General features: G+C 43.4%; 22 protein-coding genes and 1 riboswitch. Of the genes, 2 read left to right on the top strand and 20 right to left on the bottom strand.

The window, feature by feature from the left end; all coding sequences use genetic code 11:
* Positions 1-118: 118 nt before the first annotated feature.
* Complete coding sequence (locus D7D50_RS05940) at positions 119-943, top strand: peptidylprolyl isomerase (protein ID WP_120701721.1); 825 nt, start codon at positions 119-121, stop codon at positions 941-943.
* 184 nt (positions 944-1,127) lie between these two features.
* Here the strand turns inward: D7D50_RS05940 and D7D50_RS05935 are convergent, their stop codons facing one another.
* The 8 genes from D7D50_RS05935 to tmk form a co-directional block, all read right to left on the bottom strand.
* On the bottom strand, positions 1,128-2,669 hold the full coding sequence (locus D7D50_RS05935) for an ABC-F family ATP-binding cassette domain-containing protein (protein WP_120701720.1): 1,542 nt from the start codon (positions 2,667-2,669) through the stop codon (positions 1,128-1,130).
* Between the two features lie 229 nt (positions 2,670-2,898).
* A complete protein-coding gene (locus tag D7D50_RS05930; RefSeq protein ID WP_023027125.1) occupies positions 2,899-3,252 on the bottom strand; it encodes an arsenate reductase family protein in 354 nt (117 codons plus the stop codon).
* A gap of 9 nt (positions 3,253-3,261) precedes the next feature.
* Positions 3,262-3,750: a methylated-DNA--[protein]-cysteine S-methyltransferase gene (locus D7D50_RS05925; protein ID WP_023027126.1), complete on the bottom strand. Its 489-nt coding sequence runs from the start codon at positions 3,748-3,750 to the stop codon at positions 3,262-3,264.
* Positions 3,743-4,315, bottom strand: a complete 573-nt coding sequence (locus D7D50_RS05920) for a GNAT family N-acetyltransferase (RefSeq protein ID WP_023024022.1) — start codon at positions 4,313-4,315, stop codon at positions 3,743-3,745. The genes D7D50_RS05925 and D7D50_RS05920 overlap by 8 nt, the downstream gene beginning before the upstream one ends.
* On the bottom strand, positions 4,305-5,189 hold the full coding sequence (gene rsmI / locus D7D50_RS05915; protein WP_023024024.1) for a 16S rRNA (cytidine(1402)-2'-O)-methyltransferase: 885 nt from the start codon (positions 5,187-5,189) through the stop codon (positions 4,305-4,307). The genes D7D50_RS05920 and rsmI overlap by 11 nt, the downstream gene beginning before the upstream one ends.
* A gap of 2 nt (positions 5,190-5,191) precedes the next feature.
* Complete coding sequence (gene yabA / locus D7D50_RS05910) at positions 5,192-5,512, bottom strand: DNA replication initiation control protein YabA (RefSeq protein WP_023024026.1); 321 nt, start codon at positions 5,510-5,512, stop codon at positions 5,192-5,194.
* A gap of 4 nt (positions 5,513-5,516) precedes the next feature.
* A complete protein-coding gene (locus D7D50_RS05905; protein ID WP_023024028.1) occupies positions 5,517-6,416 on the bottom strand; it encodes a DNA polymerase III subunit delta' in 900 nt (299 codons plus the stop codon).
* Positions 6,413-7,051, bottom strand: a complete 639-nt coding sequence (gene tmk, locus D7D50_RS05900; protein WP_023024030.1) for a dTMP kinase — start codon at positions 7,049-7,051, stop codon at positions 6,413-6,415. Before tmk ends, D7D50_RS05905 begins: the two co-directional genes overlap by 4 nt.
* A gap of 172 nt (positions 7,052-7,223) precedes the next feature.
* Between tmk and D7D50_RS05895 the strand changes: the two genes are divergently transcribed.
* On the top strand, positions 7,224-8,111 hold the full coding sequence (locus D7D50_RS05895) for a YitT family protein (protein WP_023024032.1): 888 nt from the start codon (positions 7,224-7,226) through the stop codon (positions 8,109-8,111).
* A 39-nt stretch (positions 8,112-8,150) separates the two neighbouring features.
* Here the strand turns inward: D7D50_RS05895 and D7D50_RS05890 are convergent, their stop codons facing one another.
* The 12 genes from D7D50_RS05890 to D7D50_RS05830 form a co-directional block, all read right to left on the bottom strand.
* Positions 8,151-8,807, bottom strand: coding sequence for a CBS domain-containing protein (locus D7D50_RS05890; RefSeq protein WP_023024035.1), 657 nt, complete (start codon positions 8,805-8,807; stop codon positions 8,151-8,153).
* Between the two features lie 340 nt (positions 8,808-9,147).
* Positions 9,148-9,858, bottom strand: coding sequence for an ABC transporter ATP-binding protein (locus D7D50_RS05885; protein ID WP_120701719.1), 711 nt, complete (start codon positions 9,856-9,858; stop codon positions 9,148-9,150).
* The gene (locus D7D50_RS05880) at positions 9,858-10,622 is read right to left on the bottom strand and encodes an ABC transporter ATP-binding protein (protein ID WP_120701718.1); all 765 of its coding nucleotides are present in this window, start codon (positions 10,620-10,622) and stop codon (positions 9,858-9,860) included. Before D7D50_RS05880 ends, D7D50_RS05885 begins: the two co-directional genes overlap by 1 nt.
* Positions 10,622-11,569: a branched-chain amino acid ABC transporter permease gene (locus tag D7D50_RS05875; protein ID WP_023024038.1), complete on the bottom strand. Its 948-nt coding sequence runs from the start codon at positions 11,567-11,569 to the stop codon at positions 10,622-10,624. The genes D7D50_RS05880 and D7D50_RS05875 overlap by 1 nt, the downstream gene beginning before the upstream one ends.
* A 3-nt stretch (positions 11,570-11,572) precedes the next feature.
* A complete protein-coding gene (locus D7D50_RS05870; protein ID WP_009731472.1) occupies positions 11,573-12,442 on the bottom strand; it encodes a branched-chain amino acid ABC transporter permease in 870 nt (289 codons plus the stop codon).
* 81 nt (positions 12,443-12,523) lie between these two features.
* A complete protein-coding gene (locus D7D50_RS05865; RefSeq protein WP_023024042.1) occupies positions 12,524-13,681 on the bottom strand; it encodes an ABC transporter substrate-binding protein in 1,158 nt (385 codons plus the stop codon).
* A 93-nt stretch (positions 13,682-13,774) separates the two neighbouring features.
* Entirely contained in the window at positions 13,775-14,059 is a 285-nt protein-coding gene (locus D7D50_RS05860) for a DUF2129 domain-containing protein (RefSeq protein ID WP_023024043.1), read from the bottom strand.
* 275 nt (positions 14,060-14,334) lie between these two features.
* Positions 14,335-14,925: an ATP-dependent Clp protease proteolytic subunit gene (locus D7D50_RS05850; protein WP_023024046.1), complete on the bottom strand. Its 591-nt coding sequence runs from the start codon at positions 14,923-14,925 to the stop codon at positions 14,335-14,337.
* Positions 14,926-15,087: 162 nt separating this feature from the next.
* The gene (gene upp / locus D7D50_RS05845; protein WP_023024048.1) at positions 15,088-15,717 is read right to left on the bottom strand and encodes a uracil phosphoribosyltransferase; all 630 of its coding nucleotides are present in this window, start codon (positions 15,715-15,717) and stop codon (positions 15,088-15,090) included.
* A 100-nt stretch (positions 15,718-15,817) separates the two neighbouring features.
* On the bottom strand, positions 15,818-18,478 hold the full coding sequence (gene mgtA / locus D7D50_RS05840; protein ID WP_120701717.1) for a magnesium-translocating P-type ATPase: 2,661 nt from the start codon (positions 18,476-18,478) through the stop codon (positions 15,818-15,820).
* A gap of 223 nt (positions 18,479-18,701) precedes the next feature.
* A riboswitch (M-box (ykoK) riboswitch) is annotated at positions 18,702-18,856 on the bottom strand.
* Positions 18,857-18,897: 41 nt separating this feature from the next.
* A complete protein-coding gene (locus D7D50_RS05835; protein WP_120701716.1) occupies positions 18,898-20,067 on the bottom strand; it encodes a MalY/PatB family protein in 1,170 nt (389 codons plus the stop codon).
* 9 nt (positions 20,068-20,076) lie between these two features.
* Entirely contained in the window at positions 20,077-21,171 is a 1,095-nt protein-coding gene (locus tag D7D50_RS05830; RefSeq protein WP_120701715.1) for a cystathionine gamma-synthase, read from the bottom strand.
* Between the last annotated feature and the right edge of the window lie 19 nt (positions 21,172-21,190).

The raw sequence follows: 21,190 nt of genomic DNA, 5'->3' as shown, positions 1-21,190 counted from the left end.
CATACGTTATTTTCCATGGACCGGCAAGTTGAATATAGGCCCCTCCTATGACTAGATTTGAATCAAATGAAAAATTAAGGTACAATAGAGGATAGACTAATGTGTTGAAAGGATTAATATGAAAAAATTAATTGCCCTACTTGTATTTTCCGGTTTAGCTTTGGCAGGATGTGGCTCTCATCAATCAGATACAAAGACATCCTCTAGCTCGACTTCAGAAACTAAGCAAACGACTACTTCTAGTCAAGATGCTAGCGAACAAAAGAAATTAGAACAACTGCGCAAAGATTTTAACGATGCCATGACCAATGAAAATGCAGTCTTTCCTCAGCTCTCAAATGAAGTTGCTGAAGATGAAGCGGTCGTGAAAATCACTACGAGCCAAGGAGACATTACAGTCAAACTCTTTCCTAAATACGCTCCTTTAGCCGTTGAGAATTTCTTAACCCACGCTAAGGAAGGTTATTATGACGGCCTCCTCTTCCACCGTGTCATTAACAACTTTATGATCCAAACAGGAGACCCTAAAGGTGATGGTACGGGTGGGGAATCCATCTGGAAGGGCAAAGATAAATCTAAAGATTCAGGTACTGGTTTTGAGAATGAGTATTCTCCATATCTTTACAACATTCGTGGAGCTCTAGCCATGGCCAATTCAGGTCTAAATACAAATGGTAGCCAATTCTACATCAACCAAAATAAGGCAGATATCTCCAGCAAGCTTCCAACAGACCGATTCCCAGCTAAAATCATCGAAGCCTATAAAAACGGAGGAAACCCTACTCTTGATGGTGGCAACTACACCGTCTTTGGACAAGTCATCGACGGCATGGATGTAGTTGACAAAATTGCTGAAGTTGAAACAGACGACAAAGACAAACCAAAAGAAGATGTCAAAATTGAAAAAATGGAAGTCGTTAAAGACTACAACTTTAAAAAATAAACAAAAGAGGCTGGGCATAAAGTGTCCAGCCTTTTATATATGATAGTTATAACTGCAAGACGCAGTAGCTGATTGGCATCTTTGTTCGCCTTTTAAACTCCAAAGATGACCTAATCAGCCTTGCGGGGGTGGGACAACGAACGATTTTTAGTCAAAATTCGTTCTGTCCCACTCCCTTTTATGTTTAAGTCAATTCATTAAAGTCCCAGATCTGGTCCATCCAGCCTTCATAGAAATCTGGCTCGTGACAAACCATCAGGATAGATCCCTTGTACTCTTTAAGAGCCCGTTTCAACTCTTCTTTGGCATCCACATCCAAGTGGTTGGTCGGCTCGTCTAGTACCAAGACATTGTTTTCACGGTTCATCAAGAGACAGAAGCGTACCTTGGCTTGCTCCCCACCGGATAGTACCTGAATTTGGCTCTCGATATGCTTGGTAGTCAAACCACAGCGGGCAAGAGCTGCACGAACTTCTGCTTGATTGAGAGCCGGAAAGGCATTCCAGACTGCCTCTAGCGGTGTCTGACGATTGCCCCCTTCGACCTCTTGCTCGAAGTAGCCCAGCTCAAGATAATCCCCGCGCTCGACTTCACCAGCAATTGGTGGAATAATCCCTAGCAAGCTCTTCAAGAGAGTGGTTTTCCCGATTCCGTTGGCTCCGATAATGGCTACCTTTTGATTGCGCTCGAAGGTCAAGTTCAAAGGCTTAGTCAAAGGACGATCATAGCCAATCTGGAGATCCTTAGCCTGGAAGATAAAACGTCCTGGGGTACGGGCATTTTTAAATTCAAAGGAAGGCTTTGGTTTCTCACTTTGCAATTCAATCAGTTCCATCTTGTCCAGCTTCTTCTGACGAGACATGGCCATATTCCGCGTTGCCACTCGCGCCTTATTTCGGGCTACGAAATCTTTGAGGTCAGCAATCTCTTTTTGCTGGCGCTCATAAGCCGCTTCCAATTGTGATTTCTTCATTTCATAGACTTCGAGGAATTGGTAATAGTCTCCAGAATAGCGGGTCAATTGTTGATTTTCTACATGGTAGACGATGTTGATCACATCATTCAAGAAAGGAATATCGTGGGAAATGAGGACAAAGGCATTTTCATAATTCTGCAAGTAGCGTTTAAGCCAATCGATGTGCTCTGCATCCAAGTAGTTGGTTGGCTCGTCCAAGAGAAGGATATCTGGTTTTTCAAGAAGGAGTTTCGCCAAGAGAACCTTGGTCCGTTGGCCACCTGAAAGGGCTGTGACATCCGTCTCCATCCCAAAATCCATAACGCCAAGAGCCCGTGCCACTTCATCTATCTTGGCATCCAAGGTATAGAAATCCCGACTCTCTAACCGATCCTGGAGCTCTCCGACTTCTTCCATGAGAGCATCCATATCCGCTCCATCTTCAGCCATTTCCATATAGAGGTCATTGATGCGAGCCTCTGCTTTAAAGAGCTCGTCGAAAGCTGTCCGCAAGACATCGCGCACCGTTTGCCCTTCTTTTAGGACAGCATGCTGGTCAAGATAGCCAGCGGTCACATACTTAGACCACTCGACCTTCCCTTCGTCGGGTTGCATCTTGCCCGTCACGATGCTCATGAAGGTGGATTTTCCTTCACCATTGGCCCCTACCAATCCGATATGCTCTCCCTTTAACAAGCGGAAGGACACATCCTCAAAAATAGCCCGGTCTCCAAAGCCGTGGCTTAAATTTTTTACCTCTAAAATACTCATGATTGACTCTCTTTCATTGATTTCACTCGTATGATTATATCATCTTCACAGCAAAATGGGAGTGGGAAAGAACTCTAACTGGTTAAAAAGAGTTCGTTTTCCCACCCCCGCACAGTTGATTAGGTCATCTTTGGAGCTTAAAAAGCGAACGAAGATACCAATCAACCACTGCGTTATACAGTTACGCCTATTAAACATCGAAAGCTGGACAATTTTTGCCCAGAATCTCTTACAAACCTAAGTCCGAGTATGGTTTCCGATAGCCCACTTGAACAATTTTCCCATCCTTCACTAATAGTGGGCGTTTGATCAGCATGCCATCACTAGCTAAAAGATCTGCCGCTTCTTTCACTGTCAGTTGGGCCACCTTGTCTTTCAAGCCCAATTCCCGATACTTCATCCCACTCGTATTAAAGAATGATTTAATTGGTAGGGAAGATTCCGTCATCCAGGTTTGCAATTGCTCACTGGTCGGGGTATCTACCACGATATCTTGGCTATCAAACTCACAACCTAAACTCGTTAACTCCGATTTCGCCTTGCGGCAAGTCGAACATTTTGGGTATTCAATAAATGATAACATTTTTTCTCCTTATTCTTTCCAAGATATGGCCTCATGATTCAACAGCCAACGTTTGCGGTCTAATCCAGCCGCATAGCCAGTCAATTTATTCTCCATCCCCAGCACTCGGTGACATGGGATAAGGAGGATAAAGGGATTCCGTCCTACTGCTTGACCGATTGCTTGGGCCGATCTGCAAGACAGGGCTTGAGCAATCTCTCCGTAAGTCCGACTTTCCCCATAGGGAATCTGAGCTAGGTAGGTCCAAACTCTTTGTTGAAACTCTGTCCCTTGAGGAGACAGGGCAATGGGGATGGGAAGATCTTCCCCTAAAAAGTACTGATCCAGCCATTCAAAGACAGCTTCATGAAGAGGACGACACTTTTCTTCAATGTGATCAATCCCTTGCTCACAATTAGCTTGGTCACAAAACCAGATCCCAACTAAGCTTTCCTCATCCACCACAATAGATAGAGGTCCCAAGGGACTCTGATAGAGTCGCCGATAGAACCTAGTCATTTTGAGATTGCTCCGCACGGTAGTCCCATCGATCATCTTCGCTAATCACTTGGAAAAGGCTAGTTTCTGCCTTCCGTTTAATCTTCTGATAAGCGAGACGAACACCATCAATTGGTACCTTCCCACAGTAATGGAAGCCTAACTTCTCTAAAAGATGCTGCATGACCTTGTTGTCAGGATGGGTATCACAGCGAAAGTCTGGACCTTTCTCTCCTTCGATCAAACCTTGAAGGAAAGTTTGGGCTACGCCTCGACCTGCGGCTTCTTTGGCAACAGCGACTCGGTGGAAACTGATATAGAGATAGTTATCATGTTCCCATTTTCCATCATAAATGTCATTATAGGCAGCTTCATTTCCCTTGTGGAGAGCGGCATAGGCCACGACTTCTTGATTTTCTACAGCCACATAACCACGGCTCTCTAGGATATCCTCAAAAATAATTTCTTGATCCGGATAACCATCCTGCCATTGGTCCACTCCAGCTGCGGCTAAACTGTCCTTAGCATCTTGAATGATTTCCATAATCCGATTGATTTCATTGGGATAGGCCATTCTAATTTCCATCAGCTTCTCCTTTTTCTTCCTCTTGGTGGTAACGGGCATAAAGATCACTCTTTTGTAGCCCAAATTGTTTCGCAACCTGTTTGATTGCCTGATTCTTTTTCATGCCAGACTGGACCAGAAGATCAATCTCTTGGATCAAATCCACTTCTTCTAGATTAGCCTCCTGCTCACTGGCCCCCTCCACAATCAAGAGACACTCTCCCTTCAGGGGATTTTCCTCTAGGTAAGCTACTAACTCCGCAATGGTGCCTCGCGTGTACTCTTCATAGATTTTGGTCAGTTCTCGGACTAGCACAACTGGACGGTCCCCATAGACAGCCAACATATTTTGAAGCGTCGCACGTACCCGGTGCGGTGACTCATAAAAGATTTGGGTCTCAGGATAGTCTCGTTTCTCTTGGAAAAAAGCCTTTTGCTGCCCTTCCTTTCGCGGGAGAAATCCATAAAAGATATGAGGTTGGGGAGCCAATCCACTCGCAATTAGACCCGTAATACCGGCGCTCGGACCAGGAACCGCCACAACGGGAATTTCTCGCTCAATGGCTGCCTTGACCAAGTCATGACCTGGATCCGAAATACTTGGCAATCCAGCATCCGATACCTGAGCCACATTCTTTCCAGATTCTAAATGAGCTAGTAAATCAGGAATTTTCTCCATAGCATTATGCTCATGAAAGCTGACTTGTGGCGTCCTAATCTCAAAATGCTTGAGCAAGAGTCCTGTATTGCGTGTATCTTCCGCAGCGATCAGATCTACCTCTTTTAAGGTTTGGATCATACGATAGCTCATGTCGTCCCGATTGCCAATCGGAGTCGGCACCAAAAAGAGGGTTCCTGTCTCTCTTTGGTCTTTAAAACTTCGTTGAATCTGCATACTTACTCCCTAAATAACAATTCATCACAGAAAATACACTCTTCATCGTTTTCACGGCGTTGACCATAGGAATCTGTACAAACATGAAATCCGTCATTGTAAATTCTTTGCAAATTTTCACGACCGTTTCGATGGAATTTAGGAGAGCTGGTTTTCTCCACTTCTCCTAACCGTTCTCTCAATTTATCATTTTCAAGACGGAGAGCAGTGTTTTCCTCGACAATGAGTTTGAGATTTTTCTTAATGGCTTCAACCTCTGCTAATGTAACCAGCAATTCCTGGGAGAAGCCATCCAAAGCATCAAATAATTCTTTTTTATTCATCTCTTTACCTTCTATTTTTCAACTGCAGGACCATAAACTCAAGAGCATTTTGAAAACTCACATTACGTTCCCACATCTGTTTGGCTAAGACTAATTTTTCTAGATAGTCTCTTCCTAGGGACAGACTGATGGAGCGTGCAAAGAACACTTCCATCAAGCGAAAGGCTTGGGCCTGCTTTTCTTTATCATCCGTCTCTTGGACCAAGCGAGAGACCAACAAGTAAACATGCGGATCTGCTTTTAGACAAGCTGTGACGAAACGCTCACACTCCCTCGCCAGATCGAAAAAGGATGTATTCTGGGCGAGACTTTGGGCCTCATGAAAACCTTGGCTAAAGTTGGCTAACAGATCTGCTTGTTGAAGCAACAAACCTTCCTGAAGGAGATACTCTTTTAGGAAATCTTGGTTTTTCGGGAAATGAACCTGCTGCGCCCGACTTTTAATAGTCGGGAGAACCAACTGCTCATCTGCTGTCAGCAGAAAGATATGTACTTCACTCTGAGGTTCTTCAATCACTTTTAGGAGAGAATTGGCCGCATTGACGTGCATCCGGTCTGCATCGCAAATGATAAAGACTTGCTTAGATCCTTCATAGCCTGACTGAGAAAAATTCTGGATCAAGTCTCGGATCCGATCTGTCTTAATGATGTGATTGACCGGTCGTACAACTGTTACATCTGAGAATTCATCCTCTTCAATCAAGCGACAAGCCCGACAAGTCCCACAGGGCCAGACACCCTTCTTATCCGTACAAAAAAGACTTTGGGACAAGAGCTGGGCCATCTCAAAACTGCCAAAATCACCTGTAAAGAGATAGGCGTGGCTCAATCGTCCCTGTTCTAAAACAGCTTGGAAGCGATCTACTAACTGAGGTTGAAGTTTTTGCACTTGTTCTAACTTCATTCACTGATCTCCAAGACTTCTTTGAGTAGAACCCAAGTATCCTCGACCACCTTGTCAAAACTTTGACTGGCATCAATTTTCACCACACGTTGCGGTTCTTTTTCGAGGATGGCCAGATAGCCTTGACGGACTTTCTGATGAAGACTGAGGCCTTCTAAATCCAAGCGATTGACTTCACGACTAGCACTCTTAGCAATTCGAGCCAATCCTTCTTCTACATCAATGTCAAAATAGAAGGTCCGGTTTGGCTTGAGACCATCGGTCGCAAACTGGTTTAACCATTCAATATCCGCTACTGCTAATCCACGGCCAAAACCTTGATAAGCTACCGAACTGTCGATAAACCGGTCCATAATGACTAGCTTCCCTGCTTCCAAAGCTGGAAGGACGCGTTCTGCCAAGTGTTGGCGACGACTGGCGATATAAAGAAGCAATTCTGTCTTAGGATCCATTTCCGTATGGGATGGATCAAGAATAACTTCGCGTATTTTTTCTGCTATTCCTACGCCACCTGGTTCCCGCGTGGTAATATAGGCAATCCCTGCCTTTTCCAAGCGTGGTAACAAGGCTTCTAAAACGGAGGATTTCCCTGCTCCTTCTGGGCCTTCAATTGAAATTAATGTTCCCTGTTTCATTCTCTTATCTTATCTTTCTATACTCATTTCTCTAACATGCATCACTTCTATTTATTTTACCAAAAATAGGGGTAAAAATCCTGTCCGAATTCGTGAAAATGGATGAAAATTATTTCCTATTTTTCATTTTTTTTGGTAAAATGTATGGTGAAAAACGATTAGGAGAACGAGCATGTTTAAGGCAAAAAATATTCTAGCTATTATTTTTGGGGCTGGCATTTTTTCTTTTGGAATCTTCTTTCTAGTAATTCCATTTCACTTTTATGAAGGAGGGGCTACAGGGATTACCCTGATTACTTACTACCTCTTTAAAATTCCCGTTTCGGTCATGAACTTGGCCATCAATATCCCCCTCTTTTTTCTGGCTTGGAAATTACTTGGCCTCCGCTCTCTCTACCTGAGTTTGATAGGAACCTTCTCTGTTTCTTCTTGGATGGCTATTTTCGAGATGATTCCAGGGAGTCATCATCTCCAGAATGCGATTTACACTGCTTTAGATGGCGATATTCTCCTAGCCTGCATCGGATCAGGGGTTATCCTTGGAACTGGACTAGGGATCATCTTCAACGCAGGCGGTACAACAGGTGGAACCGATATCGTCGCTCGTATCTTTAACAAGTATACGACACTTTCTATGGGACGCCTGATGTTGATTGTGGATGCCATCGTCTTGACAACTGTTTTGATTGTCTTTAAGGACTTCCGAATTGCGGCCTATACCCTCCTCTTTATCCTGATTGACACCGTCGTCATTGATATCGTCGGTGAAGGAGGTTTTGCAGGAAAAGGGTTCCTCGTGGTTACTTCCAAACCGGATGAAATTGCTAAACAAATCACGACTGATTTGGGTCGAGGGGTCACATTCATGAACGGTATGGGCTATTATAGCCAACAAGAAATGAAGATCGTCTACTGCGTCGTCTCTCGGAACGAAATGAAACAAATGAAAGATTTGATTAATAAAATTGATCCATTCGCCTTCATTACCATTACAGAAGCCCACGAAATACTGGGAGAAGGATTTACCTTGGATACCAACAAGCAACCCATTGCTCGCTAAGACAAATAAAGAGCCTGAGAGATTCTCAGGCTCTTTATTTTAGAAGGCTTTTGCAGATGTGCGACTAATTTCGTCCACACGGATACCATTTTCTTCAAACTTCTTCTTGATGGCTTCAGTATCGGTAATCCCATCAATCTGAACTTCAATGACGACATGATCATCTTTGGTTGGGATATTGACTGTATTGGCAATATTGTATCCTTCTTCTACAATTAAATGAATGATTTGCTCTAGGACCCCAACCTTGTCTTCTGTCACGAAACGAACCCGCACTCCTTCTTCTCCATAACCGGATACTTCAAGGAAGGCACGGAAAACATCACGGTCTGTAATCACACCAGAAACTTGATCATTGTCCACGACTGGAAGAATGCCAACCTTGTTCTTATACATGAGGTAGGTCGCGTCTTCTAGGCTAGCAAATTTCGAGACAGTGATTACGTCACGAAGCATGACATCCTTAACTTTGGTTTTGTTGAGTAGGTAATTCATTTCAAAAATGGAAAGACTGGTCGCTTTTGATGGACTAGCTTCTGCAATGGTACCTTCTGTCACCAAGCCGACCAATTTGTCATTTTCAATAACTGGCAAACGGTGCAAACCTTGTTCCCGCATCAAATCTGCCGCATGGGCAATGGTAGTCTCAGGACTAATGTACACTACTTTACGGGTCATAAAATCTTTAACAGCCATAATCATTCTCCTATGCTTTTATTAGTTTTATTATACTTGATTTTATGTTTGATTTCAAACGCTTTCAGCAGTTTTCTCTTGTTTTCAAAATTCAGAATTGCCTAATAATCCTTGCATTCTCCCCATTGAAAACTAGATTTTTCCAATCGAAGCGAAACCATTTTTAAAGAGGCTGGGACAAAAGTCCTAGCCTCTCAATTGTCTTTGGATTGTCGAGCAAGACGCAGTGGTTGAGTGGGCTCTACTACGCTGATTTCATCAGCTTTTACAGCCCCGGAGGTGGGACGACGAAATCGAATTCTAACGAATGACCGATTTCTGTCCCACTCCCTTAACCTATTTATCCACCAAGGTAGGCCTTGCGGACTTCTTCTGAGGCTAAGAGTTCTTTTCCTGTTCCGGACAGAACGACTTTCCCTGTTTCCAAAACATAACCGCGGTCTGCGATAGAAAGGGCCTTGTTGGCATTTTGCTCAATCAAGAGAACCGTTGTTCCTTGTTTTTGAATATCTTGGATGATATCAAAGATTTCCTGGATAAAGATTGGGGCCAATCCCATGGAAGGTTCATCCAGAAGCAAGAGTTTTGGCGTCGACATGAGGGCACGACCCATTGCTAGCATTTGTTGCTCCCCACCAGATAGGGTAGCTGCATCTTGGTTCTTCCGTTCTTCCAAACGTGGGAAACGTGAGAAGACTTTCTTCAAGTTCGCTTGATTTTCTTCTCGATCTTTCTTCAAGAAAGCTCCCATTTCCAAGTTTTCCATAACGGTCAAGCCTGGAAAGACGTGGCGGCCTTCTGGAACTTGAGAGAGCCCAGCAGCTACAATTTTTTGAGCCGGAACCTTTTGAATCTCCTGACCCAAAAACTCGATTTTCCCAGCACTTGGACGCACCAAACCTGAAATGGTACGAAGAATAGATGTTTTCCCAGCGCCATTGGCACCGATCAAGGAAACAACTTCCCCTTCATTGACTTCGAAACTGACATCACGGACAGCCTGGATCATGCCATAGTGTACAGAAAGATTTTCAACTTTTAACATAGACATTAGGCTTCACCTCCTAGATATGCTTCGATTACACGTTTGTTGGACTTGATTTCATCTGGCGTACCATGGGCAATCAAACGACCATATTCCAATACATAAATCCGCTCTGTTACCTCCATGACCAAACTCATATCGTGCTCGATTAACATGATCGTAATATTAAATTCTTTTTGAATGCGACGGATTAGTTGGGTTAATTCTGCAGTTTCTTGAGGGTTCATTCCTGCAGCAGGCTCATCCAAGAAGAGGATTTTTGGCTCTGTAGCAAGGGCACGAACGATTTCTAAGTGACGTTGTTGACCGTAAGCTAAGTTTTTGGCCAAGGTAGCTGCTTCTTTTTCCAAACCAAATATTGCTAACAATTCGAGGGCTTTTACTTTCAATGCTTCTTCATTTTTGTAATAGCTTGGCAAACGGAAAAGACTAGCAAAAACATGTGGTTTGTGGTGATTGGCAAAGGCAATCAAGACATTGTCCAAAACACTCAAATCTTTAAAGAGACGAATATTTTGGAAAGTCCGTCCAAGACCACCAGCAGCGATTTTATAAGGGGCTTTCCCGTTTAAAAGGTGCCCATCTAAAGTAATGGTCCCTTCACTTGGCTCATACACTCCTGTTAGGAGGTTGAAGAGGGTTGTTTTACCGGCACCGTTGGGTCCGATCAAACCAACCAATTCCCCTTCGTTAAGTTCCATGGTCACATCCCCAACGGCTGTCAAACCACCAAAGTTTTTTGTTAAATTTTTTACTTCAAGAAGTGCCATTAGTTAGCCTCCTTTTTTGAGAGTAATTTTTTCAAGCTAAATTCCCATGTTCCAAGAAGACCACCTGGGCGGAAGATCATTACGAGAATCAAGGCTAATGAGTAAATGATCATACGGATGCTTGAGAAGTCTTGAAGCACCATGTTCAAGATCCCCAAGACGATGGCTGCCACAACTGTTCCTGACATCGATCCCAAACCACCGAAAACGACAATGATCAAGACATTAATGGTATTGGTGAAAGAGTAATCTTTCGGAACAACAGAACCGATAAAGCCGGCTTGAAGAGATCCAGCAATCGCCGCTGTGATCGCACCAAATACAAAGGCAATGACTTTAACTTTGGTCGTATTGATCCCAACAGATTCTGCGGCGATTTCATCTTCACGAACAGAAAGGGTAGAACGCCCAATTGGACTGCGTAAGAAGTTGATGGTAAAAATAGTCGTAATGACAACAAAGATGTATACCAATTGCCAGGTTGTAAAAGCTGGTAAACCAAGGATCCCCGCGGCACCATTTGTTAGAGTACCACCATTGACGATCAAGATCCGGATGATTTCTGAAACCCCAAGTGTTGCAATCGCCAGGTAGTCTCCTTTCAAGCGAAGGGTTGGTACCCCAACGATCAAGGCAACGATACCTGCAATCAAGGCACCTAAAACCATAGCGCCAAAGAAAGCGCCGTAGGTTGGTGATTTAGAACCGAGAATAGCTGCAGAATAGGCACCAATCGCCATAAATCCAGCGTGTCCGAGCGAGAATTGACCTGAAAAACCAACGATGAGGTTCAAACCAACCGCAAGAATGATATTAATCCCGATTTGTTCCAAAATTTGGATATAGAAGAGGTTGAGGACACCTGCTGCAACCAAGACTTGGATCAAGGCAAAACCTGCTACCAAAAGACCAAGCCAGACTAAATTCACTTTTAAATTCTGTTTCATGGCTTACACCTTCTCTTTCACATTTTTACCGAGGATACCTGCAGGACGGATGAGCAAGATCACAATCAAGATAGCATACACAATGGCATCACGGAAATCTGAGAGACCGATCGCTGTAGCGAAGGTTTCCAACAAACCGATGACAAATCCACCTAGAGCCGCACCTGGGATGATTCCGATTCCTCCAAGAACGGCTGCGACAAAGGCTTTGATCCCTGGTGTCATCCCCATCAAAGGTTCGATCGAGTTGTAGTACAAACCGATCAAGACACCACCAGCACCCGCTAAGGCTGATCCCAAAGCAAAGGTAAAGCTGATGGTCCGGTTGACGTTAATCCCCATCAATTGAGCAGCATCGCTATCAACGGAAACGGCACGCATGGCTTTCCCCATCTTTGTCTTTTGGATAATAAATTGAAGAGCAACCATCAAGAAAATAGACACTCCTAAGATCATCAACTGAATGTTGGAGATCGAAATAGGACCAAAATTGTACCGAACAGTTTCAATGACTTGTGGGAAGGAACGGGTATTAGCCCCTACAAAGAAGACCATCCCATATTCCAGCAAGAAGGAAACCCCGATAGCTGTGATCAAGGCTGCAATCCTAGTTGAATGACGAAGCGGACGATAAGCCAGGTATTCAATCACAACCCCTAAAATAGCTGTCCCAACCATCGCCAGAAGCAAGGCTACAAAGAAGTTAACTTTCAATGAGTTCAATAAGAAATATCCCATAAAGGCACCTACCATGTAGATATCCCCATGGGCAAAGTTGATCAATTTGATAATTCCATACACCATGGTATAACCAAGGGCTAAGAGTGCATAGACACTTCCCAAGATTAGACCGTTCACTAATTGCTGGAGCATTTGAACCATCCTTTCTAACAATAAAGAGCGAGGCCAGGAATTTTCATTCTCCCAGCCTCTTGTACAAACAACAAATGATAATTAAGGTTTAACCGACTCAACTGACTCAACTTTACCATCTTTTAAGCCAATCATAAGTGCAGATTTAACCGGATTATGGTCTTTGTCAATAGACATTGTACCAGTAACACCTTCCAAGTCTTTCAACTTCGCAAGGTTGTCTTTCAATTCAACAGAGTTCTTAGCACCTTTAGATGCTTCTGCAATCATGTAAACTGAATCATATGCCAAAGCCGCAAACATTGAAGGTTCTTCGTTGTATTTCGCTTTATAAGCTTCTACGAATTTCTTGGCTTTATCAGTCATTTCACCTTCAGTAGAGAATCCAGCTACGTAGTAGATATCTGTAGCTGCAGCAGGTGTTGCTTGTTCAACGAATTTCGCATCACTAAATCCATCACCACCGATGATTGGTTGTTTGATTCCCATACCACGTGCTTGGTTTACGATTTTACCAGTTTCAGTGTAGTACCCTGGAAGAACAATCGCGTCGAAGTCTTTATCTTTGATTTTTGTAAGGGCAGCTTGGAAGTCTGTATCCTTAGATTGGAAAGTTTCTGTCGCTACGATTTCACCTTTATAAGATTTCTTAAAGGCTTCAGCAATCCCTTTCGCATAGTCAGATGAGTTATCATAGTAAAGAACAACTTTCTTCGCTTTCAAGTTCTCAGTTGTGTATTTTGAAATGATTTGTCCTTGGAAGCTATCGATGAAGGTTGCACGGAAAAGGTAATCTTGACCTTTTGTCAAATTATCTTGTGTTGCTGATGGGGTTACCAATGGAACACCTGCTTTACCAGCATTCGCAACCGCTGCGGCAGTGGCACCTGAAGTTGCAGGTCCTACAAGAGCGTTCACTTTTGATTGAGTGACAAGATTTGTAGTGATTGTAGCTGCTTCAGCTGTTTCAGATTTGTTATCTTTGTCTGTGACAACAATCTTCTTACCATCGGCCCCACCATTAGCATTGATTTCATCAACGGCCAATTGAGCACCTTTTTGTTCAGCACTACCATATGCTGCTACTTCACCAGTTTTTTCAAAGTTAAAACCGATTTTTAGTTCTTTGCCGATTTCGTTACCAGTTGTGTTTGAACCTGAAGTTGAAACTTCACCACAGGCAGCAAGAAGAGCGACACTTGCAATTGTTAAAAATGAAAGAGCAAATTTATTCTTCATTTGTAATAATCTCCTTAAATAATTCTTTAAATAAATAGATATTAAGAATATACCGAATTATCTGAAAATTGTCAATATAAAAAACGCAATCCTTTAAATGATTGCGTTTTCTCCTTGTGTTTCATCCTTTTGACGATGCAAACTTCCCACAAAATCACGATCCAATTCTTGAATATGGCAAATTTGTACCTTCTTTACAAAGCGTTCTTTTTTTAATTGTTGCACGATTTCAAGGACTTGAGGACTATCAACATAGACCTGTACATAGCGCATTTTTTTGGAATGATAGATCACATCCCCAATTCCCTGTAATTTTTTTGCATCTCGATTATAATACAATTTTACAATTAAGCCTGTTCTAGCTTGCTTCTCAAACATATACAATCCCTTTCTGCTTCTGTTACAAGTATAGCAAATTTCAGGTAAAAATTCTATCTTTTTCTAGAAAGACTAAAAAAGAGGCTGGGACAAAAGTCCTAGCCTCTCAATTATCTTTGGATTGACGAGCAAGACGCAGTGGTTGAGTGGGCTCTACTACGCTGATCTCATCAGCTTTTACAGCCCTACTCAACTGTGCGGAGGTGGGACGACGAAATCGAATTCTAACGAATTACCGATTTTTGTCCCACTCTCAGCTTTGTGGTTAAGTTTCCTTATCCAAGATTGTTGTTGGCCATGATTTCATCGATGAAACCATAAGCTAAGGTTTCTTCTGCAGTCATCCAATTATCCCGTTCTGCATCAGCGTGGATTTTCTTGATGGTTTGACCTGAATTTTCTGCCAAGATTTTTTCCAATCTGTGACGTGTTTTCAACAAGTGTTCTGCAGCAATCGCCATATCTGTTTGTTGGGTACCGCCACCAGTACCACCCATTGGTTGGTGGATCATGTACTCAGCATTTGGCAACATGAAACGTTTGCCTTTGGCACCACTTGATGCAATCACAGTTCCCATTGAAGCAGCCATCCCCATAACAATAGTTTGGACGTCTGATTTGATAAAGTTCATGGTATCGACGATAGCCAACCCTGCAGAGACAGAGCCTCCTGGCGTATTGATATACATATAGATATCTTTGGTATTATCTTGGGCATCCAAGAAGAGCAATTGGGCAATAATCGAATTGGCCATTTGGTCTTCTACCGGTCCTGTTACCATGATAATACGGTCTTTTAATAAGCGGGAATAGATGTCGTACGAGCGTTCGCCACGACTGGTTTGTTCAATAACTACTGGAATCATTCATTCATCTCCTTTTATCCATTATAACCGGCACCACCTCATGAGTTTCATCCGGTTGATTCGAGAGGCTAGCTCTCCTTCCAATCTTTATAAAAGCTATTATATCCCATTGGTCAACAAAGGTCAATTTTTTACTTTCCCAAAGAAGGATTGGATAGGCGCTTATTTGGTACCAAACAAGCGGTCCCCAGCATCTCCAAGGCCTGGAACAATGTAGCCATGATCATTCAAGTGGTCGTCGAGGGCTGCTGTAAAGATATCAACATCTGGATGAGCTTCTTGAAGTGCTTTCACCCCTTCAGGTGCTGCCACCAAGCAGACAAACTTGATGTGGCTAGCTCCACGTTTTTTCAAAGAATCAATCGCAAGAATAGCTGATCCACCGGTTGCAAGCATTGGATCTACTACAAAGATGCGACGTTGATCAATATCTTCTGGCAATTTCACCAAGTATTCAACTGGCTTCAAGGTTTCTTCATCGCGGTACATTCCAATATGACCAACTTTGGCAGCTGGTACCAAACTCAAGAGCCCATCTACCATCCCGATTCCTGCACGAAGGATTGGGACAATTGCTAGTTTTTTACCAGCAATTTGTTTTTGAACCGTTTTTGTGATAGGTGTTTCGATTTCTACATCTTCAAGAGGAAGTTCGCGCAACACCTCGTATCCCATCAACATAGCAATTTCATCAACTAATTCACGAAAAGCCTTTGTAGAGGTATCAGTCCGACGCAAAATAGACAATTTATGCTGAATAAGTGGATGTTTAATAACTTCAAGTTTTCCCATTGTGGTTCCTTCTTTCTCTATATTCATCTTATTATATCAAAAAGGAAGAAAAAGGCCTACAAATATGCAAACCTTTTCTTTTCTTATTTTAATAGCTATCTTATAGCCACTCCTTGTACTTACCAATATAATAGTGTTTGACCAGGGTGACGCTTGCCATATAAAGGAAGAGAATCCCCGCTAGTAATAGGAAATAGAGAGCATTCAGTGGCGCTACTTTTAACAAGGAAGCCAATGGGCCATATGGTAAGAAGGTAACCAAGAGCGCGCCCAATAGGGTCGTTGCCATGACAGCAAAAGCTGGTCGACTTTGAACAAAGGGCAATTTTGGAGAACGAAGCATGTAGATTACCATGGTTTGGGACCACATGGACTCGATAAACCAGCCTGTTTGAAAGAGCATAATGAAGAGTCCTGCACTATCTGCACCATGGACATAGCCATATCCCGTAATCATTGGTACGATAACAAAGTAGAGAATGATAAAGGTCAGGATGTCAAAGACAGAGGAAATAGGACCGAACCAGGCCATAAAGCGGGTAATGGATTTTGCTTCCCAGATTCTTGGTTTCTTCAAAAAGTCCTTATCCACCCGGTCGAAAGGCAAGGCGATACAGGAAAGGTCGTAAACCAAGTTCAAAACGATGAGATGGATAGGGGCCATCGGAAGGAAAGGAAGGAAAATACTGGCAAAGAGAAGAGAGAAGATATTCCCAAAGTTGGAAGAAACGGTCATCTTGATGTACTTGGTCATGTTGGCATAGACTTTGCGTCCTTCTACCAAGCCTTTTTCAAGGACCATCAAGTCCTTATCCAGAAGGATAACATCTGCTGTTTCTTTAGCAATATCAACGGCTGTATCAACCGAAATCCCCACATCTGCCACCTTCATGGATGGAGCATCGTTGATACCATCTCCCATATAGCCGACCTTGTGGCCATTTGCTTTGAGTTGAAGGATAATGCGTGCTTTTTGATCCGGAGACAATTTTGCAAAGACGGTAGTGGTTTCGACTGCCTGGGCCAACTCTGGATCAGAAAGACTGTCAATATCGCTACCCAGCAAAATGCGGTCCACATCCAGACCCACCTTTTCACAGACTGCTTGGGTCACTTTTTCATTGTCACCCGTAAGGATTTTCGTGGCAACTCCGTATTCAGCAAGGATATTGATGGCTGGTGCGGCAGATGGTTTTGGTGGATCCAAGAAGGCTAGATAGCCCGTCAAGATCATATCCGCTTCATCCGCTACTTCAAAGGCATAGCCTTCCTCAAGGTTTGATTTGTAGCTGACACCTAGCACGCGCAGACCTTGCTCATTAAGCTGAGCTACTTCTGCCAAGACTTCTTCTCGCACTTGGTCTGTTAGGGGAATAATCTCATCCTTGTATTCTACATAACGAGACACTGCTAACATTTCTTCCAAGGCTCCCTTGGTGACCATGCTCACAAGGCCCTGCTCATCCTTGACGATGACACTCATCCGCCGGCGTTCAAAGTCAAAAGGCAGTTCATCAATCTTTTGGAAGCTTTGATCTAAACCTCTGACGATTTCATGTTTCTTAGCTTCTCGTTCTGTCCGACTGATAATGGCCCGGTCCATCAAATTTTTAAGACCCGTTTGGAAGTAAGAGTTGAGATAGGCCCGACGAAGGACGGACAAATCGAGCTCCCCATGAATATCAAGTGGGTATTCGAGTACAATCTCATCTTGAGTCAAGGTTCCCGTCTTATCCGTACAGAGGATATCGATAGCCCCTAAGTCTTGGATGGCGTTGAGCTTTTTGATGACCACTTTTTCTTTGGCCATGATAATGGAGCCCTTGGCCAAGCTAGCGGTGATAATCATAGGAAGCATTTCCGGAGTCAAGCCCACCCCTACACTGAGGGCAAAGACACCCGCTTCTAGCCAGTCCCCATCTGTCAAACCATTGATAAAGAAGACGATGGGCACCATCACCATCATCAGTCGAATCAACAACCAAGAGATGGTGTTCATTTCTCGTTCAAAAGAGGTTGGTTCATCGTAGGTATTGATGGTTTGTTCAATCGCTCCCATCATGGTTTCATCCCCAACGACCAAGACCAAGGCTGTTGCTCGACCTGAGATAACGTTGGTCCCCATGAAAGCTAGACTCTCACTCTCTAGGAGACTGTCTAGATTTTGGCTAGTCGCCTTTCTTAAACAAACTTTTTCGACAGCATCACTCTCACCAGTCAAGCCGGATTGTTGAACGAAAAAGTCTCGTGAATCTAGTAAGACCACATCTGCTGGAATCATGTCACCTGCACTCAGTTTGATCAAGTCGCCCACAACGATTTCATCGATAGGGATTTCTTCTTCCTTGCCTTCTCGAATCACCGTCGCTGTATTGACAATCATTCGAGAGAGGTTGCTAGCAGCCTTGTCACTTCGCAATTCTTGGACAAAGCGAATCCCTCCAGAGAGGAGAACGAGAACGACAATAATGAGAGAAGTCGTTGGGTCTTCCTCTCCTGGTTTGGCTAACCAAACATTGGTCACCAGAGAAACAAGGGCAATGAGAAGCAGGATGACTGTGAAGGGATTAATGATGGATTCAACAATCCGTTTCCAGATAGAGCTTTCCTGTCCCTTTGTGAGGACATTTTCTCCATAGCTATCCCGGTTCTCCTCTACTTGGTCTTCCGTCAAGCCAGACCAGCTAGATTGATAGGTTGCTAAGGTTTTTGTTTCTGCATCTTGTAATGCAGCAATGAGTCTTTCTTTTGTTGTTTGCATTGGAATCTCCTTTTAAATCAGGAGCCAAACGCTTATAGAGTCCCGATGACACAAATCAGCGATTGGCTGGCTATGTGCGGTTCGGGATGATCATCGATTTGTATCATAGTGCTCTCCTTCTCTACTTGATAGGTGAGAGGCTTCTTAAGCATAAGAAAAGAGCCCTCCCCTTTTACAGGTAGGACTCATTAAACTCGTCGTTTATTTTTTAATAAAAATTCTCAAAAAATAGACCGTCCAAGCTTTAGCTCCGCAAGGCAATGAAATGAGCTTAGTCTTGACCTTTGCGATCAGGACTGTTGACCAACGAGTAGTGTCTCCACTGCTTTGCGGTAGTCATCCGTATCCTTGTGGTAGCCTCACCTACCGTTATTCCCCTTGAGTATACTCCTCCCCTATAGAAAAGTCAACCCTTAAAATCAACCTTTTTTAGGAAAATTTGTTACGATCCGATCGACAATCTCTTGGACTAGGGTTTTCGGAGCTGCCACATTCAAACGGGCATGTTGCTTCCCTTCTACTCCAAAGTCTGTCCCTTTATTGAGGATGACCTTGGCCTGGTCATGAAGTCGAGCATGGAGTTCTTCCTCTGACAAACCGTAGGCAGAAAAATCAAGCCAGAGTAGATAGGTCCCTTGCGGTTTCATTACACCAATATCTGTCTGCTCACGCAAAACTTCTACAGTGTAATCGATATTTTCTTCCAAGACTTCCTTTAAGTCCTCTAACCAAGCCTTTCCATTCTGATAGGCTACTTCGGTGGCTATAAAGCCAAGGGCAGAAATTTCATGTTGATTGTTTCGCAACTGCTGAGCTTGGAAGGATTTTCTTAGTGCATCATTTTCGATGATGGCATAGGAATTTTTTGTCCCTGCGATGTTGAAGGTTTTGGTCGCACTCGATAAGACAAGGGTGAAATCCTTAAAGCTTGGATCTACCGTATTAAAACATACGTGTCGATTTCCAAATAGCGCCAAGTCTTGGTGAATTTCATCTGAAACAAGCAAGACTCCATATTTTTTGCAGAGACGACCAATCTTTTCTAGGACTTCTCGCTCCCAAACGCGACCACCTGGATTATGAGGATTGCAGAGGATGTAGAGCTTGACTTGGTGCTCTACAAAGTCTTTTTCCAATTGCTCAAAATCAATTTGGAAGAGGCCACCCTCTTCCACAAGGGAATTGGTCACTAATTTGCGTTGATTGAGACGGACGCTACGGGCAAAAGGTGAATAAACTGGCGTATTGATGAGAACAGAATCCCCTTCCTTGGTGAAAGCTTGAATAGCCGTTGAAATAGAGGGAACAACTCCTTCCATAAAGACAATCGCTTCCTTCTCAAACACATATCCATGTTCTGTCTTTTCCCACTCTTGAACAGCTCGGTAAAGTTCCTCACTAGGATAGGTATAGCCGTAGACTAATTGATCCGCGTAATCTCGAATAGCTTGTCCAACAGCAGGTAAGGATTCAAAATCCATATCGGCAATCCAAGCAGGAAGGAGTTCAGGATCTTGTTCTGACTCCTTCCACTTGCTAGTGTGGTGCCCCAAACGATTAGGGACAGTCAAAAATTGTTCTTTTCCCATGATGGACTCCTATCTAGCCAATGCTTGTTCTAAATCCTCTATCAAATCCCTTGCATCTTCAATTCCGATGGAAAGGCGAAGCAAATCATCCGTTAAACCATAGGAATGACGAACCTCTGCAGGAATATCTGCATGGGTTTGAGTCGTTGGGTAGGTAATCAAACTTTCCACCCCACCTAAGCTTTCTGCAAAGGTAAAGACCTGCAGGTGGTTGAGAATGGTTGGGATTTTTTCTTCCTTCCTTACTTTAAAGGAAACCATGCCTCCCTTGCCAGTATACAAGACTTCCTTAACAGCTGGATGCCCCTTCAAGAACTCTACTACCTTCTGCGCATTTTCGGTAGAACGCTCCATACGAAGAGCCAAGGTTTTTAAACCACGAATCAATTGGTAGCTGTCAAAAGGAGAGAGAACAGCTCCTGTTGTGTTGAGATTATAAAAGAGTTGCTCATAGAGGGATTCATCATCAGTCACAACAACACCAGCCAAAACGTCATTATGCCCCGCTAGATACTTGGTCGCTGAGTGGAGGACGATATCTGCTCCTTCTTCAATTGGACGTTGATAGATAGGACTATAGAAGGTATTGTCTACAATCACTTTTGCCCCTTTTTCATGAGCTAAGGCAGCTAGTTTCTGGATATCAAACTCTAGCATGAGCGGGTTAGTAGGCGTTTCAATATAGAGGATATCCACTTCCTCTTTCAATCCCTCTATCAATTCTGCTTCTGAATTTGCATAGGTAAAGAAAAAGCGTCCTTCTTGTTCCTTCTGGTTGAACCAGCGGAAAGAGCCTCCATAAAGATCCCGTACTGCCAAGACCTTGCTTCCCACAGGAAAAATACTAAAAGCTAAGACAATAGCAGACATACCTGAGCTCGTCACCAAGGCATGCTTTGCACTCTCAATGGCTGCCAAGGTCTTTTCAGCGTTTACCCGAGTCGGATTCTTGGTACGAATATAGTCAAAATCAGTAGATTGACCAAACTCTGGATGCTGGTAAGTGGTTGAAAAATGAAGCGGAGTAATCAAAGCCCCCGTTGCTGGATCCGACTTGATACCCGCTTGAGCTAGGATGGTGTTAATATTCTTTTTGCGACTCATACAAACCTCCAATGGACGT

Source organism: Streptococcus koreensis (assembly GCF_003627135.1).
GTDB lineage: Bacteria > Bacillota > Bacilli > Lactobacillales > Streptococcaceae > Streptococcus > Streptococcus ilei.
Note: the sequence above shows the minus strand (reverse complement) of the source record. Positions and strands in the feature narration are given on the sequence as shown.

What these genes read in the sequence shown, in the direction of transcription:
- D7D50_RS05835 (WP_120701716.1), bottom strand. Translation starts at nt 20,067, where the DNA reads ATGGGAAAAGAACAATTTTTGACTGTCCCTAATCGTTTGGGGCACCAC.
- D7D50_RS05870 (WP_009731472.1), bottom strand. Translation starts at nt 12,442, where the DNA reads ATGCTCCAGCAATTAGTGAACGGTCTAATCTTGGGAAGTGTCTATGCA.
- mgtA (WP_120701717.1), bottom strand. Translation starts at nt 18,478, where the DNA reads ATGCAAACAACAAAAGAAAGACTCATTGCTGCATTACAAGATGCAGAA.
- D7D50_RS05905 (WP_023024028.1), bottom strand. Translation starts at nt 6,416, where the DNA reads ATGAAGTTAGAACAAGTGCAAAAACTTCAACCTCAGTTAGTAGATCGC.
- upp (WP_023024048.1), bottom strand. Translation starts at nt 15,717, where the DNA reads ATGGGAAAACTTGAAGTTATTAAACATCCACTTATTCAGCATAAATTG.
- D7D50_RS05930 (WP_023027125.1), bottom strand. Translation starts at nt 3,252, where the DNA reads ATGTTATCATTTATTGAATACCCAAAATGTTCGACTTGCCGCAAGGCG.
- D7D50_RS05925 (WP_023027126.1), bottom strand. Translation starts at nt 3,750, where the DNA reads ATGACTAGGTTCTATCGGCGACTCTATCAGAGTCCCTTGGGACCTCTA.
- D7D50_RS05890 (WP_023024035.1), bottom strand. Translation starts at nt 8,807, where the DNA reads ATGGCTGTTAAAGATTTTATGACCCGTAAAGTAGTGTACATTAGTCCT.
- D7D50_RS05895 (WP_023024032.1), top strand. Translation starts at nt 7,224, where the DNA reads ATGTTTAAGGCAAAAAATATTCTAGCTATTATTTTTGGGGCTGGCATT.
- D7D50_RS05860 (WP_023024043.1), bottom strand. Translation starts at nt 14,059, where the DNA reads ATGTTTGAGAAGCAAGCTAGAACAGGCTTAATTGTAAAATTGTATTAT.
- yabA (WP_023024026.1), bottom strand. Translation starts at nt 5,512, where the DNA reads ATGAATAAAAAAGAATTATTTGATGCTTTGGATGGCTTCTCCCAGGAA.
- D7D50_RS05850 (WP_023024046.1), bottom strand. Translation starts at nt 14,925, where the DNA reads ATGATTCCAGTAGTTATTGAACAAACCAGTCGTGGCGAACGCTCGTAC.
- D7D50_RS05920 (WP_023024022.1), bottom strand. Translation starts at nt 4,315, where the DNA reads ATGGAAATTAGAATGGCCTATCCCAATGAAATCAATCGGATTATGGAA.
- D7D50_RS05880 (WP_120701718.1), bottom strand. Translation starts at nt 10,622, where the DNA reads ATGGCACTTCTTGAAGTAAAAAATTTAACAAAAAACTTTGGTGGTTTG.
- D7D50_RS05885 (WP_120701719.1), bottom strand. Translation starts at nt 9,858, where the DNA reads ATGTCTATGTTAAAAGTTGAAAATCTTTCTGTACACTATGGCATGATC.
- D7D50_RS05935 (WP_120701720.1), bottom strand. Translation starts at nt 2,669, where the DNA reads ATGAGTATTTTAGAGGTAAAAAATTTAAGCCACGGCTTTGGAGACCGG.
- D7D50_RS05875 (WP_023024038.1), bottom strand. Translation starts at nt 11,569, where the DNA reads ATGAAACAGAATTTAAAAGTGAATTTAGTCTGGCTTGGTCTTTTGGTA.
- D7D50_RS05830 (WP_120701715.1), bottom strand. Translation starts at nt 21,171, where the DNA reads ATGAGTCGCAAAAAGAATATTAACACCATCCTAGCTCAAGCGGGTATC.
- tmk (WP_023024030.1), bottom strand. Translation starts at nt 7,051, where the DNA reads ATGAAACAGGGAACATTAATTTCAATTGAAGGCCCAGAAGGAGCAGGG.
- D7D50_RS05865 (WP_023024042.1), bottom strand. Translation starts at nt 13,681, where the DNA reads ATGAAGAATAAATTTGCTCTTTCATTTTTAACAATTGCAAGTGTCGCT.
- rsmI (WP_023024024.1), bottom strand. Translation starts at nt 5,189, where the DNA reads ATGCAGATTCAACGAAGTTTTAAAGACCAAAGAGAGACAGGAACCCTC.
- D7D50_RS05940 (WP_120701721.1), top strand. Translation starts at nt 119, where the DNA reads ATGAAAAAATTAATTGCCCTACTTGTATTTTCCGGTTTAGCTTTGGCA.